This window comes from Desulforhopalus glucosivorans (assembly GCF_054397165.1).
This window is the reverse complement of sequence record NZ_AP044854.1, coordinates 2,079,296-2,102,110: the sequence shown is the minus strand read 5'-3', so window position 1 is coordinate 2,102,110 and position 22,815 is coordinate 2,079,296. Positions and strand designations below refer to the sequence as shown.

Here is a 22,815-nt window from a genome sequence, read left to right as displayed (position 1 = left end):
TCCTTCGGGGTCGGCTTACAGGAGCAGGCACCAAACCACCACAAGTTGCTTTGGTAAAGAGCCATGATGATGAGCGTTAAGGAAAAAGGCCCGGCAATGGTCGGGCCAGATATGGATCATGGAGACGAGTAACAACGAACAACTGATGAGGTGTCGAAACTATAAGGTGTCGTCAAAACTGGGAACTATTTCCATCCCAGGATAAGTTCGGGGGGACCCTGTCTATTGCCCGAGCGGCGTCCGGCATAAAGGTGGCGTGAATATGATCTGGGCTTTCGTGTGGAACGTGGGAACCTTTCGCACTGATGTTATGGGAGAAATCCAAGTGGAGGCCCCATAAGGACGAGAGTACCGATGCGGAGCACAGGGGCGGAGTAGCCTGTAGTAGTGTTGAATCCTTTGTAATGAAGGTGGAGTGAAGGGGCTACATTGTTCAGCTTTCAACAATCAGACAACCAGATGGAAGAAGTAAAGCCGTTCCAAATTTCTAAACAGCAGGTTTGGGATGCGTTCTTGAGAGTAAAGGCAAATCGTGGAGCAGCGGGGGTGGATGGTCAGTCGATAGCCGATTTTGAAGAGGATTTGAAAAATAACCTCTACAAATTATGGAATCGTATGTCCTCAGGTAGTTATCTACCTCCTCCAGTGCGTCGAGTTGAGATACCAAAGAGTGATGGAAGAATACGGCCGTTGGGAATACCAACAGTTACGATCGTATAGCTCAGATGGTGGTCAAACAATCCCTGAAGACCATTATAGAACCACTTTTCATGAGGACTCATACGGGTATCGCCCGAGCAAGTCTGCCATTGATGCGGTTGGAGTTGCACGCCAGCTGTGTTGGCGGTATGGGTGGGTTGTAGATTTGGACATCACGTTTTTTTTCGACAATATTGACCATGAGCTCATGATGAAGGCTGTGGCGAAAAATACAGATTGCCGATGGATTCTGTTGTATGTTGAGCGGTGGCTGAAATGTCCAGTTCAATATCCTGACGGAGAAATCAAATCAAGCGACAAAGGAACACCACGAGGCGGTGTTGTCAGTCCCTTGTTGGCGAATCTGTTTTTGCACTATGCTTTCGATAAGTGGATGGACAGGGAATTTCCTCCTCTTCCGTTTGAAAGATATGCTGATGATGTGGTTTGTCACTGTAGAAGTGAGTCACAAGCTAAAACGTTTAGAGTTGCTATTGAACAGCGGTTAAGAGAGTGTCGGCTGGAGTTGCATCCTGAAAGACGAAAATTGTCTATTGTAAGGAAGACAACAGACGAGGGAGTTATCCGATCTGCAAATTTGATTTCCTGGGCTATACTTTTAGGCCACGGGTTTCAATGAGTAAAAAAGGTAAGTTTTTTTGGGTTCCTACCTGGCATGAGTAATAAAGCTGCAAAAGCAATACGTGATGAAATACGGAGTTGGCGGATTCACAACCGCACAGATAAATCGCTCAATGATTTCTCAAGGATGTTCAATTCCAAGGTGCGAGGCTGGATTAATTATTATGCGAAGTTTTAAAAATCGGAGATGTTTAAGGTTTTTCGCATCCTAAATCGTGTATTAACAAAATGGGTCATGAGGAAATTCAAGAACATGAGAGGGCAACAACGAAAAGCAACACACTGGTTAGCACGTGTAGCTATTCGGCATTCATTGCTAATTGGACACTGGCATATACTTGGAATGCGGCCTCCGGCTGGACAATAGGAGCCGGATGAGTTGAGAGGCTCACGTCCGGAACTGTGAGAGCCTGGTGGTGAGATTCCACCGGGCTACTCGACTGTTGGCTTCAGGCTAACAGAAGATGTCACGTGTCTTATTGTGATGCCTTGCGATTAACCTAACAGTTGCGCTGGAGTAACCTGTAAACATAATCTTTGGTTAGGTTTACTAGACAGTTGTTCCATTTTTTGGCAATTCGGTGATACTGCCACCTACCCTCTCTTTAAGAAAGTCTATCCCGGTATTCAGAAAGCTGAGATGAGAGATTCAGGGATTATCTATTCGCCCGAAGATCACGAATTATCGTTAGGCGATTAAGAAAGCTGGACCTTCAAGAAACAGTAGTAGCCTTCAGCACTGATAGGCAAAGAAGATTTGCCCTAAAAGGGTTAATGAAAGTGGTCGTTGCGACTTGGGCTTTTTCTCTCCATTTTTGAGAGCAGTACCACCTAAGAGAGTCTTTGGTAAGAATTTCTTTGCATTTACTCAATTTTACGGCAATTCTGAGGTGTTGTTTGAACTTCCCTTACTGCCCGCTGTTAAACCAGAGAATTTAGAAAAGACACCTATTGTGCCGTTCAGGTTTCCAGCTAAAAATGCATAGATAATTGCGATGAATTCCATAGTTGTCAGGCACATGGACCCCTTCCTGTCTGGATCCAAGTGCCGGTTATTCTAATCCATGTTGATATCTGGATTTAGGTTAATTTTTCATCCATTTCTGCTCTAGATCCTTGATAGCTGCAACCTTATCCGGATCAAGAGGTGGTACCTCATGAGTCTCTTCAATATTGATAACTTTCTCATTGAGAGTTTTCATTAGGTCTGCACCCTCCTTCATACCCATTGCTGGTCTAGTGAAATAGGTTGGGTTCCAGAATCCCCTGAAATGATCAATGGTATGGTCGGCGGTAAGGAAATTCCCACCAGGGCCTACCTCATGAATGGTGTCTAGCGCAAAGTTTTCTTCACTTAAATGTATCCCTTGCATGAAGTGTTTGACGTGGTCGATCACCTCATCACAGAACAGGATGTTGCTTGGATCAACCAGTCCCGCCTGGTCAAGCAGCCCCACATCATGAACCAGGTTAGCACCGGTCATGGCTGTCATAAATATGGACATACCGATTTCTGCAGCCCCTTGAGCATCGAGTTGCTTGGTGTCGGTACATCCGCCGGTTCCCCAAAATGGTAGTTTGAAGTGTTTAGCAATATCAGAAAGAGCCATGCACTGAAGGTATAACTCCGGCCCACCATAAACGCAGACTGTGGACATCATATCCATAACAGTTGCAACACCACCATAGAGAAATGGTGCTCCAGGATTGGTGAGCTGGTGGATAACAAGACCTGTGAGGGATTCCGCATGACCTTGAGCAAGAAGGCCTGCTGATGTTGCGGGAGCGGTAGCCCCTCCCATTGGGATCGGATAGTAGACGATGGGCACCCCGTATTTGGCACAGATCATCAGTTCTTCTATAGCATCAGCATCGTGAACCAGGGGAGAAATTGGCTCTCCCAATTTGATAATCCTTGGGTTAATGCGGAGTTCGTCGTGACCACCGGCGACAATTGCTGCCATATCAATAATGTCTTTCAAGCCTTGGGGGCCGTTCGGGCTAAATGAGATTGCCTTTCTCTGGTTGAAAAACATTTCCCGCACATTTACTCTGTCTACAATATTTGCGGGCAAATCTTCTGCGAATGCACCTACCTGAACTACATCCATATGTCTGGTATAGTCCATAAGTTTTGCCATCTTCTTGGCATCAGATCCTATATATGGTCTACGCTTGCGTGTATAGGGATCAATGATATCGATGTTGTCAACAAGAGGAGAATAATGGGTTTTACCGGTTTCCATTCGATACTTTCGGTTTCCTTCCCGGTCGCAAAGTACAAATCTCTCCGGAACAGTGCGCAGCGCTTTATCAACTAAGTGGCTAGGGATTTTAACGAGATCACCTTTCTCAATATAGGCACCATGGCTATGGAGGAGTTCTTTAGCATCCTCCGAATGAATCAAGGTTCCCGTACGTTCGAGAATTTCACATGCGGCCATGTGTATCTCATTAATCTGGGAATCGGAAATAACGCGCATTCTTGGGGTAAATTGAGTCATATTTGCAAACATGGTCCCTCCTCTTGAAAATGATCTGGTTGTAGTTGTTAAGTCGTAGTTGCTCAATAATGATTGCTAAAGATGTGTTTGCATTTCGCAACTTCCATGCCAACAAAGGTTAGAGCTCTGATTGTGGGAGGGTGTGTGTAAGCTGGTCTTTTGGTGGAACCTGTGTAGCTTTGGAGGAAGTGACAGCCTCTTAAAGAAATGTTGAACGTTTTAGGCTATCTATTATGTAGGGAGGAAAGAGTGTGTTGAAAATTATGTGACAAAACTTTCGAAAATAATTGCTCCAATTTGTCGAATAACCTGTCTCATAATTTGCATCATAGAGAATAATTATTGGGCTTGTGAGTACAGAAAGGGAGTCATGAGATTTGGGTTTTATCAATGTTCATCTTCTTCATTCTGTACCTCAGCAGTTGTCTGCTTATCCCTAAAGCTTTCGCAGTTTTGGATATGTTTCCGTCATATGCCTTGAGGTGATGCATTATTTTTTGACGCTCAGTATTTGCATCTTTTTTAGGGATGTTGATACGCAATGATTTGATTTTTCGGTAAAATGTCTGCCGGGATATTCCTAGCATAATCGCTGCATCTGAGATATTCCCATCGGCGTCGGATAGAGCCTCTACATAAATACGTTTTGCATCTTCTTCTGATTGGAGCTGATCCGTATTAAAAGTGGGAAGAGGGCGACAGGAGGAAGGTTGTTTTGTAAATCCGGTTTCGTTTTTTTCACCTTCATTAACAAACATTTCCATCAGCCCCAGACCGGATACCAGATGCCACCGCTCTATCAAGGCCTCTCTGCCTATCATGTTCATAGATCCTTCAATGGTGTTTTCCAGTTCCCTGATATTTCCAGGCCAACTGTGGTGCTGGAAGATAGAAAGCACTTCGCTTGAAACGCCGGAGACGTTCTTTCCAAGTAATCTACTGTATTTTTTTGTGAAAAAATCAACAAGTACAGGAAGATCATCCTTTCTTTCCCGCAAAGGAGGTAAGGAGATGTACACCACGCTTAATCTGAAAAGCAGATCAGATCTAACTTCACCAGACAGGAGTGTTTTTTCAAGAGTGGTGTTGATCGAGCCGATTATCTTAACATCCAGTTTTATTTCCTTGTGTGAACCAAGACGGCAAACACGTTTTTCCTGGATCACACGTAGTAGTTTCGGCTGCATTTCCTGGCTCATTGAGTTTATCTCGTCAAGGAAAATGGTACCTCCGTTGGCACGTTCAAAAAGGCCTGGTTTGTCAAGTGCACCGGTAAAGGCTCCCCTGCTGGTTCCAAAAAGAATACCTTCGAGAAGATTTTCAGGAATTGCAGAACAGTTTACAGCAATATACCTATTATCTTTTCTGCTACTGAGATTGTGGATTGATTGGGTGAAGAGCTCTTTCCCGGTACCGGTTTCACCATGTATGAGTACTGGGGAATTGGTCAAAGCTGCAAGCCTTGCCCTGTTAACGGCATTTAGCAACAGGGAGTTCTTGCCAATTATATCGTTGAAACAAAAATCGGTATCTCCATCAAATGAAAGCTGATTTACCTCCGTCTCATTGGTGGTTGGAGGGCTGGCCACTATCTGGAAGTATTTTATAAAACTGGCTGCACCGATAATATTCCCGTCCTTTGAAATAGGAATAACGTCGTGCATCGAATCGACTATATGGCCATTTTTGGTTTTATACATGACCGGACATTCAATGATAGGCCGTGAGGTTCGTAAACAGCGCATAATTAAGCTGTTTTCTACGTCAAGCTCGTAAACATCTAAAATATTACGTCCTAGGACCTCTTTCGGGTTCATCCCATCCATTTTTGCATGTTTGGGGTTGTAGTAAGTAATTTTACCTTCAAGATCGGTGAGCATTACACCTATATCCAGAACAGAGAGGAATGGGTGGAGCTCGTTGTTGGTTATATCTATTACTGTTACCGTATCAGAATTTTGGATATACAATGCACAACCCTCTATTTATTGAACAATGAACTGTCTGTAGATAATTCATAATGAGTAAATCGTTTATGAAAACGTCCTTGGAGAAAAAGATGATACATCATGTTCGACAAAATATAACATTATTTTTCGAAAATAATGTCGCATGTTTTTCTTTTCGCCAACTGTTGGGTAATTCTTTGATTAAATCCAATCTATAGAGTCTTTCAAAAGCACTATCTGCCTTTAGACGTCCCTGTTGAAAAAAAGCAAAATACTAGTGAGTTAACTTATAAGATTCAGATAATCCTAGTCTGGATTTTTGGTTTCTTGCGAAAAAGTCTATACAATCACCTTCTCCAAAGATCGAGTACCAGGTGTGGCATATTATTTGCTCAATAGAGTTCGGTAGCAAAGTGAAACCACTTATACCAAGGCTAAGGCGTATAGGTAACTTAGAACGATCTTAAGGAGAAAGACAATGCGAGGTAAGGAACTCATTTTCAATGTACTGGGCGGTAAACCTGTGAACCGGACACCATGGGTCCCATATACAGGTGCTCAAATTGCCAATCTCAAAGGCTACAAGGCTGAGGAGATCTTTCAGAGTGCTGATAAACTTTATGAATGTCTTGTCGAGGCGGAAAAACAGTATTCGCCAGATGGCATGCCCGCTGTTTTCGATCTTCAGGTCGAAGCAGAAATCCTGGGTTGTGATTTAACCTGGTACAAGGATTCTCCACCAACCGTATGCTCTCATCCCCTTGCAAGTGAATTCACTATTCCCAATCAGGTGCTGAAAAAGACAGATGGACGTATCCCTTTAATTGTTGATGCGATGGAGCGATTCAAGGCGAAGTGTCCGGAAATTGCTATGTACGGCCTTGTTTGCGGTCCTTTTACCCTTGCCTCGCATTTGCGGGGGACTAACATTTTCATGGATATGTATGACGATGAAGAGCAGGTTAAAACACTCATAAACTATTGTGAAGAGCAGGTAAGAGAATTAGCTGAGATGTACATAGAGGCGGGTTGCGATGTTATTGCCATTGTTGATCCTTTAGTTTCGCAAATTTCTCCTGAAATGTTCGATACATTCTTAAGTGAGCCGTGCACAACCTTCTTTGAAAAAATGCGTGAGAAAGGGATGCCTTCTTCTTTCTTTGTCTGTGGGGATGCAACCAAGAATATAGAGGCGATGTGCCTGACCAAACCTGACAGTATCGCCATTGATGAGAATGTTGACATACTAGAGGCAAAAAAAATTACCGACAAATATGGCATCATCATGTCCGGAAACCTACAGCTTACCGTTACAATGCTTCTAGGAACCCAGCAGGACAACCAGCAATTTGCTCTGGATCTGATGGATGCAATCGGTACTGATCGCTTTATCCTTGCTCCTGGTTGCGATGTGCCATTTAACGCTCCAGCAGACAATCTGGTTGCTATTGGACAGGCGGTACATAATCCAGAAGCAGTGAAAAAGGCGCTGGAAAACTATGTTGCTAAAGATAATCTCCCTGAGATCGAGTTACCCGATTACGCCAATCTCGACCATGTCTTGGTAGAGGTGGTTACCATTGACTCAAAAACCTGTGCAGCCTGTGGATATATGGTTATGGCAGCCAATGAGGCAGCAGCTCCATTCGGCGACGATGTCAAGGTTGTTGAGCGGTCAATCATGTATCCGGAGACCCTCGCATTTGCAGAGAAAATTGGCTTGAAAAACATGCCCTCAATTTTGATCAATGGTGAAATTCGACATATTTCTCTCATTCCGACAGTTGAAACATTGAAGGAAGAGATCACCGCAGCGAAGAAGTAGATGATGAAAAAGAAACTCATCATATTATCTGGCTTTCTTGGAAGCGGGAAAACGAGCTTTCTGAGTCAGTTGTTACATAAATTCAAAGATCGCAAACTGGCAGTGCTGTTGAACGATTTTGGGGAAGCCCCGGTCGATAGCAGCCTGCTCGATCTTACCGATCTTGAAAATTGTGATGCCAAGGACCGGTTGGTTGAACTATCCGGTGGATCGGTCTTCTGTTCATGCCTAAAAGATTCCTTTGTCCAGGCCTTGGTCAATCTAGCTGAAAGCGATGCTGAGATACTCATTATTGAAGCATCCGGCATGTCTGATCCTGCCGGCATGAAGTCTCTTTTATGGATGGCTAAATTAAACGAGGTGTATGAAGAGCCTTCAGTTCTTTGCCTTTTTGATCCCATAAAAAGCTGGAAGCTTTCCCATGTTCTGGAGGTTATTCCCAGGCAGGTAAAAGCGGCAAATGTTGTGGTTATCACAAAAACTGATATTGCAAGCGACAAAGAGATACGAAGGGCGGTTGATTATATCGAGAAAATGAACGATCAAATTTCCATTTATAAACATCACTTGGGCGATAGTGGTGGGATGATGTGTCTGAGCGATGAAGGGAATCTTGTATCCAGTACCAGGGTGGAAACCCAGGGCAACCTGTTCGGTTTTAATACAAAGGAGAACAGGCCAGATAGCTTCATCGTCAGTTCGGCTCCTCAAGGTGTTGAGCCTTTGCTCCACTTCCTGAATGAAAACGAGGATGTGCTCAGGGTCAAAGGGTATCTCTATGATGGTGAACGTCATCTTTATGTCTCGGATACCGGCAGGGGATTCAAACTTGAACCGTGTGAGGATAAAGATGTACCGCTTACAATTATCTGCATGAAAGGGACTGGTGTGTCCATTCAAAATGCTTTGTTACAACAGAATTTAATAACACAATAAAAAGAAGGAGTTGCCATGAGCGTGTTGACTGAAATAAGTGAGATGATGCAGAAGGGGAAATCAAAAGAGACTGTTGAATTAGTCAACAAAGCTATTGCTGAGGGGCTAACTGCACAGGAGATTATTGATGATGGTCTGATGCCCGGTATGTCGATCATTGGTGAGCGGTTTAAGAACAATGATATCTTTGTCCCAGAGGTTCTTATTGCAGCCCGTGCAATGGGTGCAGGTACCGATGTGTTAAAGCCTCTTCTGGCAGCAGATGCTACAGAAACTAAGGGTACTGTCGTTCTTGGCACCATAAAAGATGATTTACATGATATCGGTAAAAATCTTGTCGGTATGATGATGGAAAGTAAGGGGCTGACAGTTGTGGATCTTGGTAATAATGTTGATCCTGCCACCTATGTAAAGGCCGCTAAAGAACATAATGCCGATCTGATCGGTTGTTCCGCAATGCTCACAACAACTATGTTGCATATGAAAGACGTTGTGAATTTACTTAACGATTCGGAAATGGCCGGGAAGACAAAGGTTATGGTTGGTGGAGCTCCTCTTACTCAGGTGTTTTGTGAATCCATCGGGGCGGATTTTTATGTTCAGGATGCAAGTAATGCTGCAGATAAGGCCGTAGAATACTGCAACAGTATTAGAGGTTGATATGAAACCAGACGAAATCATGATAGTACTGGCCTGTGAGGTTTTTCGTCTGGAGATAGAATGGTTGCTGGACAAGATGGACAGTCCACCTCCCGTACAGTTTCTTGAAATGGGGCTGCATCAACGTCCGGATAAACTTCGTGAAACTGTACAGGCGGCTGTCGATGAATTTGAAGAACAAAACGGCGACGGTGGAACCATCCTGCTCGCGTATGGACTCTGTGGGCAGGGGTTGTCTGGAGTTACGACTCAGTTCTCAACACTCATTCTTCCCAAGGTTCATGACTGTATTCCATTGTTGCTCGGGATAGACCAGGATGATAGCGGTGAATATTCTCAAAACGGGGCGACATATTGGCAATCCCCAGGCTGGGTTAACTATGCTGACTCTGAGCTGATTCGAAATAAAGAACGGTTTCATGCTGAATACGTTGAGAAGTACGGTGCAGACAACGCAGACTACCTGATGGAACAGCAATTGAGCTGGTTGAGAAATTACAATGCTGTCACTCTTATTCGTTGGCCACAGCTCGCCCAGATAGAAAAGGGATATGCCAGGGAGGGTGGCTTCTTTGAGGCCCAGGCACGATGCTTTGCAAAAGAGGCGGACCTGCCATATCAGGAATGTTCCGGATCAGATAATTATCTCTCTGCTCTTTTAGAGGGTGGTAAGGATAAATCACGATTTCTGCATATCAAGCCGGGTAAGATTGTGACATTAACTCCAGCAGGGACACTGGAAAGTGTTGAGGTGAAATGAGTAATGCGAGTTGAAATTGTTGTAACCACTGAAAAGGGTCTGCATCGGCTGGAAACGGAAGAAGGGTTACCGGTTAGTAATGTATTACGGGAATTTAAATTGCTGCAGCTACCCTGTGGGGGGACAGGGAGTTGTGGGAAATGTTTGATTTACGCCAACACTACTCCTGCTGTGGAAGAACTCAAACGTCTCAGTGGACCATCACTTGCTAACGGTTTACGGTTGGCCTGTTATACTCTGGCTTATAATGGCCTTACTTTATCTATACCGCACCAGAGCAAAATTAAGGTACTTACCACAATCTCAACCACCAGTTATGACTTTGTACCACTGATAGAACATAAAGAGTTATTGGTAGAAAAAAGAACTCTGGAAGATCAAAGCACAGACATCCAAAATATTCTTGCCACCTCCGGAGCTGAGTCACATAATCTCTCTCTAACCCAGCAAGCTGGATTACCTGCTTTCTTACGTGGAGATACACAAAAATACGCCCTGTTGCAAGACAAGGTACTACACGGTTTCAGTACAAGCGAGCATCATACCCTCCTGGCTGTTGATATTGGTACAACCACCGTTGCAGCAATGGTGATGGATCTTAAAACCCAGGAAGTTATTGAAGTATATGGTGAACAGAATAAACAGGCATCTTTCGGGGCTGATGTTATTTCCCGTATTCACCATACAATGAGTGAGGGAGAAGATGGTATTCGTGGACTACAGATGGCGATTGTAGAGCAGGTCAACAGGATGAAGGATACGCTTTGTAGAAAGCTACAAGCTAAAGGTGTGGATATTGATGATCCGACCATGATCGCGATTACCGGCAATAGCTGTATGATCCATTTCCTCTGTGCTCTTCCTGCAGAATATATCAGCAAAGCTCCGTTTGTTTCCGTTACTCTTGACTCTATGCAGCTCCATGCCAGTGAGTTGCATATTGAGTCGAACGCCCCGGTTGTTATTATGCCGGGTATTTCTGCCTACGTCGGAGCAGATATTGTTGCATCTCTGTTGGCTGCAGATGCACACAAAAGAAAAGAACCATTCCTGCTTGTAGACTTTGGTACAAATGCGGAAATAGTCCTCAGTGATGGCGAAAAATTGTATGCCTGCTCTACTGCTGCGGGGCCATGTTTTGAAGGGGCAACACTGTCGTGCGGGACTATTGCAAAGCCTGGTGCTGTTGATACAATTTTTCGTACGGAAAAGGGTTTCGATTATACAACTATTGATGGTGCACAACCTGTAGGAATTTGTGGGTCTGCTGTTATCGATTGCCTGGCCCTGTTGCTTCGTTCAGGGGATTTAGATGAAACCGGCAGGCTGGAAGGCGAAGGGGAACTTTCTGAATTTGTAAGGCGGGATGGTCCCCAACCTGTCTTTCTCGTAGCAGAAGATATCTTTTTAAGCCAGGAAGATGTTCGCAAGATTCAACTTGCCAAAGCAGCAGTACGTGCGGGAATAGAAACACTGTTAAAAGAAGCCGGTATACAAGCAGAGCAAGTTGAAAATCTCTTTTTAGCTGGTGGCTTTGGGGCGGCTCTCAACCCTGAAAACGCAGTTCGAATAGGCCTTGTGCCTGAGGAGATGGAAGGTGCGGTACGTGTCCTTGGTAATGGTGCAGGTTGTGGCGTGATGAGGTATGCCACCGAAAAAGATGCAGACCGGATAGTTCAGGACTTGAAAGGTCGTACCGAATACCTGGAACTCTCTATGCACGCCGGTTTCACCGATGAATATGTGACACAGATGACCTTCCCTGGTCTGGAGTTGAAGGTTGAAGAACTCTTTTAATTTGATTCCGAGTAAGAGAGTAGGTGTTAAAATTAGTTTTTTATTTAATGGAGGAGTGCAATGAAGCTTGGATTTCACACATATGGTTTTTATCTCCATGGTATTGGACAACTTTGGGGCGGTTTGACCTTACCCTGGGAGCAGCAGATGAATATCTGGGAACTTATGGATCACTGCGCATCTTTAGGCCTAGAAGGCTTGCACTTGGATGACGCAGCTTTTGAAAGCCTTGATCCAAGCTATCTTCATAAAGTACGGGACAGGGCCAAGGAGCTGAATTTTTATCTTGAGTATAACTTCTCAATGAATGCGGATTACGACCCAACGCTGAATCATACAATTCGAGAAGGGTTGGATATCGCGGATCATATAGGGGCGGATCTTGCCAAGATTAGTGTAGATGTTGTTAGGCCCAGGCCGTATGGACGTTCCAAATTTCATCCGGATGTTGTGGTACAACTCGAAAAATTTGTAAAGGATGTTCAGGAAGCCCTGAATTATGCAGAAAAAAAGAATATTCGCCTTGCTGTAGAAAATCATGCGGATGCGTTTTCAGAAGAAGTCCTTTGGGTATTAGATGAAATCAACCATCCTTTAGTTGGTGCCTGTGTTGACACGGCTAATGGCTATCATGTGACAGAAAACCCAGCGAGTGCTGTTAAAAATCTTGCTCCTCGCGCGTTTACAAATCATTTTCGAGATAATCGTATATCATATATGCCCTGGGGATTAAAAGCAGAGGGTGCTGCGGTGGGAGATGGTGATTTTGATATGGTTGGAGCTTATGAGCTTATTAAAGAATGCCCACATATGGATCGCATAAATATCGAGCTGGATATGGTAGGGGATATGAACAGTATGGAACGTTCCCTGGAAATTGAAAAAACGGCTTTGGCACGCAGTGTCGACTTTTGTCGAAATGTCTTAAAAGTAGGTGAGGTCCCCGCTTTGTAGGTGAAAAGATTTTTGTTTTTATTCAGGCACGGAAGAGGTCGGTTTTCTTTTTAATTTATATTTTTTTATCAGGGCATAGAGGTGACTCTTTCCGATCCCGGAAATTGAAACGGCTTCACTGATGTCCCAGTTTTTCCGGTCCAGGAGGGACTTGAGGTAGATAGACTCTATTTTACCGATGGTCTCTTCCCTAAATTCCTTGAGTGGTGGAAAAGAGTCATCTTTATAGAGATCGGCTAAAAGTGGTTCTGAATGGTGTGATTTTTCATTGCCGCTCTGCTGTTTTATATCGGTGTCAACCATTCTGTTTTGAGTGAAGTTTATCCGAATATTGTCAGGTAAAAACATAGGGTAAAGAATCGGGTGATCCGGTTCTGTCATCACCGCTTTCTCGATGGCATTGACAAGTTCCCTTACGTTACCAGGCCATGAGTATTCTTCGAGGATGTCAAGGGTCTCAGGAAGTAATGCCTTTGTCTTAATCCCCATTGTCTTGCAAAAGTGACGGATATAATGCTGGGTGAGTATCTGGATATCTTCTTTTCTGTCTCGTAATGGAGGCAAGGTAATCGAGACGGTTTTAAGGCGATAGAGTAAGTCTTTTCTGAACTTACCGTCCCTAACCATTTCATCAAGGTTCCTATTGGTGGCCGAGATGAGGTGGAAGTCACTGGAATCTTCATTGGAGCTGCCCACAGGTCGGAACCGTTTTTCCTGGAGTACCCTTAAAAATCTTTTCTGAATGGGGAGTGGCAGCTCTCCTATCTCATCTAAAAACAAGGTGCCTTGGTTCGCTTTTTTTATTAGGCCCTCAGAGGTCCTGTCAGCCCCTGTAAATGCACCTTTTACATGGCCAAACAATACGCTTTCTACTAAATTTTCAGGTAAAGCTGAACAGTCTACGACTATGTAATTGCCAGTGACTATATGATGGTTGTTATGAATTGCCTTGGCAAAAAGCTCCTTGCCTGTTCCTGTTTCCCCACTTATGAGAATATTGGCTTTGGAGGTGGCGCATTCGGCTATCTGGTCGATACAGGCTTTTATCCCACCTGTCTCTCCTATGATCCCAGCTACGTTAATAGCTACAGGAATATTATGTTTCTCCTTTAGCTTGCGATAGTCCGTGGCTCTCGTTATCTGCAGATTAAGTTTATCTTCCTCAAAAGGTTTTGTAATATAATCCCAGGCACCGTTCTGGATGGCGATGGCAGCACCCTTACTGCTTCCTACCGCTGTTATCACTATGACGTCAGGATTTGACGGACTCTGTCGGATTGAGAGCAAGGATTCTAAACCATCTCCATCCGGCAGGTTAATATCGAGAAAGACCAGATCAATATCTGATTGTTTGAGTATGGCCATCCCTTTGTCAAGGGTTCCCGCTGTATAAGCTGTGTGCCCAAGGCGCTCGACCATTTCGGACAAAAGCTCCTGAATAAACGGTTCATCGTCTATGATCAAAATATCTGCCATTTATTGCCCCTCACGTGCATCAAAAACATTCTGGATGGTTTTAGCCATTTTGCCAATGCGTACTGGTTTTCTGAGAACCGCATCAAAGATTTCAAACTTTTGATTCGGTTCATCCTCAAGAATTCCTGTTACTAGTATTGCTGGGATATCTGGTCGAATCTTTCGTATCTGTTGACACAACTGGTCTCCTGTCAACTCCGGCATGGTAAGGTCTGTCATGACAAGATCATACTCTTCACTGTGGGTTCTAAAGTGAGAAAGTGCCTCCACGGAACTATTAAATGCGGTTACCTTGTAGCTCAACGAGGTTAGCAGCTCTGTTGCCAGTTGAGTCATTGTTTTTTCATCATCAATATAGATAATATTTCCCTTACCTGTAACCAGGATGGAGTCAAGACTATCCACGGTTTCTCCCAGGCCAAGGGAGCTCTGATAAACTGGTAAGTAAATATCAAAAGTAGCCCCTTGTCCTTTGGAGCTATTGATTGTGATACTCCCGCCCATGTCTGTAACGATATCGTTTACCACTGAAAGCCCCAGACCGGTGCCTTCTCCCTCGGGCTTTGTGGTAAACAGAGGGTCCAGGATTTGGTCCCGGGTCTTTTCATCAATACCAGGGCCTGTATCGCTAACTCTGAGGCGTACAAAGCTCTCCCGAGAGTTGTCTTGTTCTATCGGTGTGGTTTGTGGTTGTATATCTTCCAGGCCAAGGTAGAGTGTCCCACCTGTTTCTCTCATAGCGTATGCTGCATTGGTACATAAATTCATAACAATTTGATGTATTTTGACAGCGTCGGTGAGGACTAGTGCCTTCGAGTAACAAGCTACTTCCACTTTTATGGTACTGGGCAAGGTGGCTTTGATAAGTTTGCCAACCTCTTTGACTATTGTTGCAGGGTTTATGGGTGCTATCGTTTCATTCTCTTGCCGGGTAAATGCGAGAATCTGGGCTACCAGATCCTTTGCGCGAATCCCGCAGGTTAATACGATATCTACCCATCGCTTCATCTTTCCGGCCTGCTCAATTTGGTCTAAATCATTTTTGAGTAATTCGGAAAATCCGAGTATCCCGCTGAGGATATTGTTGAAATCATGTGCTATACCACTGGCCAGAATTCCCATGGCTTCCATCTTCTGGGACTGAAAAAGCTGTTGTTCAAGGGCCTTCTGTTTTGCCTCAGCCTCTCTGCGAAAACTAATATCACGGGAAACACCTATAAAACCAATTGGCTTTCTTCTATCATCATAGATCGGTTTGATATTGGACTCAACCCAGACACTCGATCTATCTTTTCGGAATTGTTCCATTTCTATTATTGCTGGTTTTCCCGATGTAACCGCCTGGTCCAACAAATCGGTGAACATCTTGAGGTATTCCGGGAGTATTTTTTCTTCGAGGGGTTGCTCCACCCCCTCCTCCGGTGTGAGCCCTCTCAATTGCATGATTGAGGGACTGACATAGGTTGTTCGCTTTTCCATATCGAGGGTCCAGATAACGTCTTCAGTATTATCAGCAAGTAGACGGTACCTATCTTGTTGCAGTTTTCGTTCCATGGCCTCAAGCTTGAGCAGTTTTTCTCTATTTTTGACCTCTTTTGCCATCTCATTGAAGTTCTCAAGAATGGACATGATTTCAGGGTAATCGTCTTCTGTTGTATCAGCCTCATACTGGTTGTTTTTTAGTTTTTGTATGCGGCTGATAAGTGAGCTAATCGGCTTGGCTAAAAGTCGTTGAACGACAACCTGGGTGGAAAGCGACAGGCCGAGGATCAAGAAAAATACGGTTATCAGGGTGGCTGTTAATAATTTGAAGTTTTCGGCTTTATAGTATCTTGGTGTGAACCCTACAGTCAAAGATCCAACGAGTTCTTTTTCATGTCCAATATTGGCAGTACTAACTACTTCGTCAGATGTGAGCTGTCTTTCAAAATGATAGACAGTTCGACCTTTGTGATCTTTCAACCAAACCATTGTTATTTCATCATAATCCAGAAAGGAGTCAGATATCTTTGCCACAAGAGGGTAGTTCATATTCCATAATGGAAGAACCACATCTTCCTGGATCCGGTTAAACAACCCCTCTGTTTTCTCAATGAACGCCTTTTCTGATTGTATAGACAAAACCCGGTAAATTGTGAAGCTGGTCGCGAGACTGATCGTTGATACAATGATGATCATCGCCAGCGTCAGTTGCATTGAGAGGGAAATTCTTCTGGTCCTGATTTTTTGGGGAGGAAATATCATAGAAAGATGAGTCCTTTTACAGTGTTTTATATCAATAAAAACAGCATTTTAAAAACGCGGTATGTATTGATATTTCATGTCTATTATCTGCTATCACATTTAATTTTACGGTACCTTCTTTAGTATATAATTGGTATTTTAAAAATACTCCCCTCTAATTAAGCAAGGCAATCGAGCCAACTCATAAAGGAGATCTTCGTGGTGTATTCTTGGTTGAGGCGTTTTGTAACGTGCACATTGTTTTGTTTGTTGTTCAACACCCTTTCGTCTCCACTGCCGGCATTGGCAGAGTGGCAGGGTCAACCTGTTCCTCTTTTATCGGGAGCATATGCACCCTATAGCGGAAAAGATCTGGAGGGGGGAGGGGTTGCGACCCAGATTGTCCGAGCGGTCTTTAAAGAGGTGAACATTCCTGTAACCATCTCGTTTTACCCGTGGAAAAGAGGTGAAATCTATGTTGAAGACGGTTTGGCCTTTGCAACCTTTGCTTATATAAAAAATGCAGCACGTAAAAAACGTTTTGCCTTTACAGATAGTCTGTTGCCGCATAATCCCTATTTTTTTTACTATAGACCTCACCATCCTCAGCCCATTACCAGTGATCGATTGACCGAGCTGGCCCATTACAGGATTGGCGCTGTCACCGGATATTGGTATGAGGAGTCGTTTAAGCAAGCTGGAATAACTCCAGATTATGTGGATAGTGACAGGCAAAACTTCATGAAGATAGTGGAGGGGAGGATAGACCTGCTGTATGTTGATGAACGGCTAGGCTGGTATCTTGTCAATAAGTTTTTCCCCGATCAGAAAAATGATTTTGCCGCTTTTCCTTCGTCTTTTGAAAGTGAACTGGAGACTTGTTTGATGGTATCTCGTAAATATCCCAACTACGAAGATTTGATCGCCAGGTTTAATGCGGGGCTCAAGGTCATTCGGTCCAATGGTGTGTATCAACAGCTCGTCAATCAGGGGAAAACGACAGATAATACCGACTAACTGCCACCCACCAGGTATTTTTCTTTTACTAGCGATGAACCTCGTCTAAATATTCCACTATTCCACTGATAGAAGACAACATTCCACTAGTGGTGGAAGAATTGTCTTGGTCGTTTTTAGAATTTTCCTCAGTTGTCGTTTGCAGTCCATGGACTACCATGGCTTTCTTTATGTAATCAGCTCTATTATTCTGCAATAGACAGGATCTAAGGGTATTCCATGCCCTTCTCTAGCATGAAAAAATGAAACGAAAATTCCACCCAAATGGCGCACATTTTCCGGTTAAGATGTGACACTATTTTCTTTTTTGTATAATTCCTTTGATTCTTCCTTAATCCGCATTGGCACTTCTTTGTGTTTGCCGTAACACCTTGTTTTGTCAAGTTAATATGCTTTGCTCCCTGTCTCTACGCCTTTTGTGAAATACAATTGTGGCATACAATTTGTAATAGTAGCCCTAAATGGCGCCTTACGATGGATGACGTCATTCAATGAATATCTGATTGTATTTAGCTGAACATTCCCGAAAAATCCCTTGGGGGAAAATCGTTTAGGAGACAACAGGATGGCGGATTTAACTAAAATTACCGAGGCATTACTTGATGGTGATGAGAGTGAGCTTCTTTCCCAGGTTGAGGCTGCACTGGGAGCTGACGTGAGTGGTAAAGAGATCTTAAATGAAGGCCTGATAAAAGGAATGGATATCGTCGGTGACAGGATGGAAAGCGGAGACATGTTCATCCCAGAGGTTCTTAACTGTGCGTGTATCATGGGTCAGGCCCTGGATATACTCAAACCACATCTACCCGAAGACGGGGCTCAGGCCGGTGGCAAGGTTGTTATTGGCACCGTTAAGGGTGATCTCCACGATATTGGTAAAAACCTTGTTGCAATGATGATGGAAAGTGGAGGCATGTCAGTGGTTAACCTTGGAGTGGATATACCGCCTGAACAGTTTGTTGCAGAAATCAAAGAAAGCGGTGCACAGGTTGTTGCCATTTCAGCGCTGCTCACAACCACAATGCCAGCGATGAAAGAAACTGTTGATGCCATAACGAAAAGTGGACTTCGTTCCCAGGTGAAAATCATGGTAGGTGGCGCACCGGTGACCCAGGAATTTGCAGATGAGATTGGAGCAGATGGGTTTGCTTATGATGCAGGTTCTGCGGCTCGTCTTGCCAAAGAGTTAACAGCGTAATCAAGTTCGTTGAGTAGAGTTATTTTCATATTGAGGAGCGTTTAATGTTTGAAGTAATCGGGGAAAGGATCAACACCTCCAGGAAGCTTGTGCAGGAGGCTGTAGCTATGAGAAATGGTGACTACATAATCGATGATGTAAAACGTCAGCAAGAGGCCGGTGCGACCTTTATCGATGTTAATGCTGGGGCAAGGATAGGGCATGAAACAGAAGATATGAAATGGCTGCTGGAGACTATTCAGCCAGTGATCGATCTTCCTTTGGCGCTCGATTCGCCTGACCCAAAGGTGCTGGAGATGGCCTTTGGTATGGTTAATAAGGAGCCTCTGGTCAATTCCATTAGTCTTGAGAAGGAGAGGTTCGACGCCATGATGCCTTTTCTAGATGGTAAAGCGTGTAAAATCATTGCTCTTTGCATGGATGATGCTGGAATGCCAGGCTCAGCACAGGATATCATCGAACGAGCGGAACGTCTTGTTAAAGAACTTGTGGCTATAGGTATTCCAGTCAGCTCCATCTATGTTGACCCTCTTGTACAGCCAATAAGTACCGACACCAATAAGGGAACCATGGTGCTGGATGCTGTACGTGGTATCAAAAACCTCTATCCCGAAATTCATATCACAGGTGGCCTTTCAAACATCTCCTACGGTTTACCCCAAAGAAAAATAATCAACAGGACCTTTGTAACCCTGATGATGGATGCTGGAATGGATTCGGCAATAATTGATCCCCTGGATGCAAAGATCATGGCGACCATCCAAACGGCGGACATGCTCCTTGGTAATGACCGGTTCTGTGGGAATTACCTCAAGAATGTGCGGTTAGGCGCAATAGAGAGCTAAGAAAATTCAGGTTTTCATCATTCAGGTCTGTACTGACTTGAGACAGGCTCTTTAGTGCCTTCTTCCAGTTTTTCTGTGCAAAATAGCAAGCAAACTGGAGGAGCAATTGAAATTAAAACCTTCAAGCTACTGACAAGGCACTTATCCCCTTGCTGGGGTCAAATTTGAGCGTAAAGCTATTTTATAGGAGTGGTTTTGATGAACAGTGATTTACAAAAAATCCACGATGCTTCCATGAATATTCTGGAAACAAGTGGAATGCGGTTTCAACATCCGAAAGTTATAGAACTTGCAAAGAAAAATGGTCTGCGGGTTTCAGCTGACATAATATTTTTCACAGCTAAACAGCTTATGGAGCTGGTGGGGAAAGCCCCAAAAACGTTCTCTGTTCATGCCATGAACCCTAAATACGATTTTGTCTTTGGCGGCGATCATATGGAGGTGGCAGCCGGATATGGTTCTCCATATATGATCGAACGTGATGGAACCAAGCGCAATGGAACCCTGGCAGATTATATCCAGTTCGCGAAACTGGTTCATCAAAGTGACAATTTCAATGTTAATGGCGGTATCTTAATCGAACCTTCAGACATAGATAGCAAGTACAACTCCCCTGTGATGTTGTATCAGACTCTGCGACATTCTGACAAGATGTTGATCGGAATGGAAGGCAACGAAGAGCAGATGTCAATCCTCATGGAGATGCTGAAAATCGTTTTTGGTGGTCATGATAAGCTTCTCGAAAAGCCGCGCATGATGACCATCGTGAACACTCTGAGCCCATTGCAGATGGATCGTAACGCGCTCGATACCCTTATTGCCTATGCCTCACACGGCCAACCCGTCTTTATCACTCCTGCAGCAATGGCCGGTTTTACGGCTCCTATAACTCTTGCCGGAATGTTGGCGCTAGGAAATGCTGAGACGCTGGCCGGTATTGCGGTTACCCAGATGGTGAGAGAGGGTGTTCCTGTTGTGTATGGAAACCAGTCGACTTCAGCGGATATGCGTACGGGCGCTTTTGTTGTTGGGGGGCCGGAACATGCACTTTCCATTATGTATGGAGCCAAAATGGCCAAATTTTATGGCTTGCCTTGTCGTAGTGGCGGGGCTTCCAGTGATGGTCAGCAGGTTTCTGCTCAAAGTGGTTATGAAAGCATGATGTTGTTATCGGCTTGTTCCCAGGCCAATGTGAACATGGTGCTCCTTGCCGCCGGGGCTCTTGACAGTGTGAAGTCTATGTCTGTCGATAAGTTTATGGTGGACCTTGAAGTAATCTCGCTGGTTAAAAGAATTAGAGAAGGTGTTGTCGTTAACGATGAAACCTTGGTTGTAGATCTTATTAACGATAAGGGGCCAGGAGGTGAATTTATGACTTCGCCTCATACCATGAAGCTTTGCCGCAAGGAGATCTGGAACCCTGAAATAGGAGTCAGGAGCATGAAAGGAACTGCCGATGTTCAGCAAGCAATTCATGACAATATCGACAGGAATAAAGAGAAAATGCTCGGATCTTATGAGCAACCTCAAAGCTTTATAGAGGTTGAGTCGGATCTATTGAGTTATCTCGAGTCCAAAGGGATTTCGAGGAGTGTATTACAGGTGTGAAATCTGTGTCGTCCGAACAGATTGAACGCTATTACCAATTTTGAATCAGAAAGGAAATGGACAAAAAATACTTATGTGGGGGACGGTCATGGGGATCGTTGGAAGCATAGAAAAGATGAGAGGAGAGTAGTATGAATGCCTTAGCACGAGCGAGGAAAGAAGCGCAGTTTCCAGTCTTAATACCGCCGGTTGTTGTTCTTTCAGCTATCATTATGTGGGGACTTGTCGATCTTGAAGGGTTCGGCACCTTTGCCCAGGAGGCCATTGTTTACATACGCACCACCTTTGCAAGTGGTTTTATGTGGACCGGAATTATAGCAACCGGATTTTTGGGATGGGTTTGTTTCACTAGAGCTGGAGATCATCGTATCGGTGGTAAAGATGCTAAACCTGAGTTCAGTTGCACAAGCTGGTTTGCAATGTCGCTCTGTGCCTGTATTGCGATTGGTATTCTCTTCTGGGGTGTTGCTGAACCCATGTACCACTGGATGGGACCTCCAAAGGGAGCAGGGCTTGAGGGCGGATCTGCCGCTGCCGCTGTCTTGGCGATGAGGAAAACTAACCTTCACTGGTGTCTTACTCCTTTTGCTCTGCATCTGACCTTTGGAGTTGGCGTTGCATATATGTTGATTTCGAGGAATCGACCTATTCAGTTGCGTTATATGTTTACTCCTGTGTTTGGCGAAGAGAAACTCAACGGACCTTTGGGATACGCATTTGAGTCTCTCTTTATCTTCTCTTATGTGGCTGCTATTTCCCCTTCACTTGTTTTTGGTGCGCAGCAGATCTCCGGTGGCCTCAATTTTATGGCCGGAATCCCGAACACCTTTACGACGAGCTTTCTTGTTGTTCTTGCGATTACCGCAACGTACACAATCTCAAGTTGTACCGGACTCAAGCGTGGAGTTAAGGTTCTCAGTAGTGTGAACTACTATGTTTATCTCGTCTTAATGGCGTTTATCCTGATAGTTGGTCCCACTAAATTTATTGCTGACATCTTTACCCAGGGCTTTGGAGAATATCTGCAAAATTTTCTATCAGATTCATTCTATACCGATGCCTTAAATGAGAGTGATGGTTGGGTAGGTGGCTGGACTGCATTCTACTGGTGCTGGTGGATCACCGCAGGTCCTGTAACTGGTGCCTTTGTAGCAAGGGTATCCGTTGGTAGAACTCTTCGCCAGATGATCATAATGTACGTAGGTATTGGTAGTGTTTTCAGTGCGATATGGATGGCAATTTTTGGTGGAACTGCAATATATTTTGATATGAACAACGCAGCAGGAATTTGGACTCTGATGAACGAAAAAGGTGTTGAGATTGCCACTTTTAGTTTTCTTAACAATCTTCCCCTTGCTGCTATCACTATTCCAGTCTTTCTTTTTGCTTGTTACGTCTCCTTTACGACCAATATGGACTCAGGAACCACTACTCTTGCGTATATGACCTGTGGCACCCATGCAGAAGATGGTGAGCCTCCAATTCTGATTAAAATTACTTGGGGGCTGTTGCTCGGTGGTGTTGGTCTAGTGTTGCTGGCTTTGAATACTATGAAGGCTACCCAGTCGCTAGCCGTTGCAACAGGGCTTATTGTTTCTGTGGTGCTGATACTCCTGGTGTTCACAATTGGCAGGGAGATGTTAAGAGAAGCGAGCGCTGAGAAGGAATAGGTAAAGCGCTTAACAGTTGATACTATGCCACTTCAACCTGATCAGTATAATG

General features: G+C 44.2%; 16 protein-coding genes and 1 pseudogene. 12 read left to right on the top strand and 5 right to left on the bottom strand.

Annotated features, from left to right (window positions below; all coding sequences use genetic code 11):
• Positions 1 to 459 precede the first annotated feature (459 nt).
• Positions 460 to 1,708: pseudogene (gene ltrA / locus ACX6CI_RS09045) on the top strand (group II intron reverse transcriptase/maturase).
• Between the two features lie 507 nt (positions 1,709 to 2,215).
• Here ltrA and ACX6CI_RS09040 read toward each other — a convergent pair.
• The 3 genes from ACX6CI_RS09040 to ACX6CI_RS09030 all read right to left on the bottom strand — a co-directional run bounded on the left by ACX6CI_RS09040 (position 2,216) and on the right by ACX6CI_RS09030 (position 5,815).
• On the bottom strand, positions 2,216 to 2,362 hold the full coding sequence (locus ACX6CI_RS09040; protein WP_458777831.1) for a hypothetical protein: 147 nt from the start codon (positions 2,360 to 2,362) through the stop codon (positions 2,216 to 2,218).
• A 64-nt stretch (positions 2,363 to 2,426) separates the two neighbouring features.
• Positions 2,427 to 3,857, bottom strand: a complete 1,431-nt coding sequence (locus ACX6CI_RS09035) for a trimethylamine methyltransferase family protein (RefSeq protein ID WP_458777830.1) — start codon at positions 3,855 to 3,857, stop codon at positions 2,427 to 2,429.
• Between the two features lie 356 nt (positions 3,858 to 4,213).
• Positions 4,214 to 5,815 carry a sigma 54-interacting transcriptional regulator gene (locus tag ACX6CI_RS09030; protein WP_458777829.1) on the bottom strand — a complete coding sequence of 534 codons (1,602 nt, stop codon included), beginning with the start codon at positions 5,813 to 5,815 and terminating at the stop codon, positions 4,214 to 4,216.
• A 457-nt stretch (positions 5,816 to 6,272) separates the two neighbouring features.
• Between ACX6CI_RS09030 and ACX6CI_RS09025 the strand changes: the two genes are divergently transcribed.
• Genes ACX6CI_RS09025 through ACX6CI_RS09000 form a run of 6 tightly spaced genes read left to right on the top strand, consistent with a single transcriptional unit; the run spans position 6,273 to position 12,726 of the window.
• Complete coding sequence (locus ACX6CI_RS09025; protein ID WP_458777828.1) at positions 6,273 to 7,619, top strand: uroporphyrinogen decarboxylase family protein; 1,347 nt, start codon at positions 6,273 to 6,275, stop codon at positions 7,617 to 7,619.
• On the top strand, positions 7,620 to 8,555 hold the full coding sequence (locus tag ACX6CI_RS09020; RefSeq protein WP_458777827.1) for a GTP-binding protein: 936 nt from the start codon (positions 7,620 to 7,622) through the stop codon (positions 8,553 to 8,555).
• A gap of 15 nt (positions 8,556 to 8,570) precedes the next feature.
• Entirely contained in the window at positions 8,571 to 9,215 is a 645-nt protein-coding gene (locus ACX6CI_RS09015; RefSeq protein WP_458777826.1) for a corrinoid protein, read from the top strand.
• Position 9,216: 1 nt separating this feature from the next.
• The gene (locus ACX6CI_RS09010) at positions 9,217 to 9,975 is read left to right on the top strand and encodes a DUF1638 domain-containing protein (protein WP_458777825.1); all 759 of its coding nucleotides are present in this window, start codon (positions 9,217 to 9,219) and stop codon (positions 9,973 to 9,975) included.
• 3 nt (positions 9,976 to 9,978) lie between these two features.
• Positions 9,979 to 11,772, top strand: a complete 1,794-nt coding sequence (locus ACX6CI_RS09005; RefSeq protein WP_458777824.1) for an ASKHA domain-containing protein — start codon at positions 9,979 to 9,981, stop codon at positions 11,770 to 11,772.
• Positions 11,773 to 11,832: 60 nt separating this feature from the next.
• On the top strand, positions 11,833 to 12,726 hold the full coding sequence (locus ACX6CI_RS09000) for a sugar phosphate isomerase/epimerase family protein (RefSeq protein ID WP_458777823.1): 894 nt from the start codon (positions 11,833 to 11,835) through the stop codon (positions 12,724 to 12,726).
• A gap of 18 nt (positions 12,727 to 12,744) precedes the next feature.
• Here ACX6CI_RS09000 and ACX6CI_RS08995 read toward each other — a convergent pair whose 3' ends face one another.
• Positions 12,745 to 14,202: a sigma-54-dependent transcriptional regulator gene (locus tag ACX6CI_RS08995; RefSeq protein WP_458777822.1), complete on the bottom strand. Its 1,458-nt coding sequence runs from the start codon at positions 14,200 to 14,202 to the stop codon at positions 12,745 to 12,747.
• Complete coding sequence (locus ACX6CI_RS08990; protein WP_458777821.1) at positions 14,203 to 16,446, bottom strand: hybrid sensor histidine kinase/response regulator; 2,244 nt, start codon at positions 16,444 to 16,446, stop codon at positions 14,203 to 14,205.
• A gap of 198 nt (positions 16,447 to 16,644) precedes the next feature.
• Here ACX6CI_RS08990 and ACX6CI_RS08985 point away from each other — a divergent pair, with 198 nt between their 5' ends.
• From ACX6CI_RS08985 to ACX6CI_RS08965, 5 genes are all read left to right on the top strand, one after another.
• Positions 16,645 to 17,442 carry a substrate-binding periplasmic protein gene (locus tag ACX6CI_RS08985; RefSeq protein WP_458777820.1) on the top strand — a complete coding sequence of 266 codons (798 nt, stop codon included), beginning with the start codon at positions 16,645 to 16,647 and terminating at the stop codon, positions 17,440 to 17,442.
• A 565-nt stretch (positions 17,443 to 18,007) separates the two neighbouring features.
• On the top strand, positions 18,008 to 18,640 hold the full coding sequence (locus ACX6CI_RS08980; RefSeq protein ID WP_458777819.1) for a cobalamin B12-binding domain-containing protein: 633 nt from the start codon (positions 18,008 to 18,010) through the stop codon (positions 18,638 to 18,640).
• A 44-nt stretch (positions 18,641 to 18,684) separates the two neighbouring features.
• On the top strand, positions 18,685 to 19,485 hold the full coding sequence (locus ACX6CI_RS08975) for a dihydropteroate synthase (RefSeq protein ID WP_458777818.1): 801 nt from the start codon (positions 18,685 to 18,687) through the stop codon (positions 19,483 to 19,485).
• Between the two features lie 198 nt (positions 19,486 to 19,683).
• Positions 19,684 to 21,093 carry a trimethylamine methyltransferase family protein gene (locus ACX6CI_RS08970; RefSeq protein ID WP_458777817.1) on the top strand — a complete coding sequence of 470 codons (1,410 nt, stop codon included), beginning with the start codon at positions 19,684 to 19,686 and terminating at the stop codon, positions 21,091 to 21,093.
• Positions 21,094 to 21,224: 131 nt separating this feature from the next.
• The gene (locus ACX6CI_RS08965) at positions 21,225 to 22,763 is read left to right on the top strand and encodes a BCCT family transporter (protein WP_458777816.1); all 1,539 of its coding nucleotides are present in this window, start codon (positions 21,225 to 21,227) and stop codon (positions 22,761 to 22,763) included.
• Positions 22,764 to 22,815: the final 52 nt, after the last annotated feature.

Excerpts from the sequence above, each read along its gene's own strand:
- ACX6CI_RS08980 (WP_458777819.1), top strand. The coding sequence starts at position 18,008 with ATGGCGGATTTAACTAAAATTACCGAGGCATTACTTGATGGTGATGAG.
- ACX6CI_RS09015 (WP_458777826.1), top strand. The coding sequence starts at position 8,571 with ATGAGCGTGTTGACTGAAATAAGTGAGATGATGCAGAAGGGGAAATCA.
- ACX6CI_RS08995 (WP_458777822.1), bottom strand. The coding sequence starts at position 14,202 with ATGGCAGATATTTTGATCATAGACGATGAACCGTTTATTCAGGAGCTT.
- ACX6CI_RS09020 (WP_458777827.1), top strand. The coding sequence starts at position 7,620 with ATGATGAAAAAGAAACTCATCATATTATCTGGCTTTCTTGGAAGCGGG.
- ACX6CI_RS08970 (WP_458777817.1), top strand. The coding sequence starts at position 19,684 with ATGAACAGTGATTTACAAAAAATCCACGATGCTTCCATGAATATTCTG.
- ACX6CI_RS08990 (WP_458777821.1), bottom strand. The coding sequence starts at position 16,446 with ATGATATTTCCTCCCCAAAAAATCAGGACCAGAAGAATTTCCCTCTCA.
- ACX6CI_RS09005 (WP_458777824.1), top strand. The coding sequence starts at position 9,979 with ATGCGAGTTGAAATTGTTGTAACCACTGAAAAGGGTCTGCATCGGCTG.
- ACX6CI_RS09000 (WP_458777823.1), top strand. The coding sequence starts at position 11,833 with ATGAAGCTTGGATTTCACACATATGGTTTTTATCTCCATGGTATTGGA.
- ACX6CI_RS08975 (WP_458777818.1), top strand. The coding sequence starts at position 18,685 with ATGTTTGAAGTAATCGGGGAAAGGATCAACACCTCCAGGAAGCTTGTG.
- ACX6CI_RS09035 (WP_458777830.1), bottom strand. The coding sequence starts at position 3,857 with ATGTTTGCAAATATGACTCAATTTACCCCAAGAATGCGCGTTATTTCC.
- ACX6CI_RS09025 (WP_458777828.1), top strand. The coding sequence starts at position 6,273 with ATGCGAGGTAAGGAACTCATTTTCAATGTACTGGGCGGTAAACCTGTG.
- ACX6CI_RS09040 (WP_458777831.1), bottom strand. The coding sequence starts at position 2,362 with ATGTGCCTGACAACTATGGAATTCATCGCAATTATCTATGCATTTTTA.
- ACX6CI_RS08965 (WP_458777816.1), top strand. The coding sequence starts at position 21,225 with ATGAATGCCTTAGCACGAGCGAGGAAAGAAGCGCAGTTTCCAGTCTTA.
- ACX6CI_RS09010 (WP_458777825.1), top strand. The coding sequence starts at position 9,217 with ATGAAACCAGACGAAATCATGATAGTACTGGCCTGTGAGGTTTTTCGT.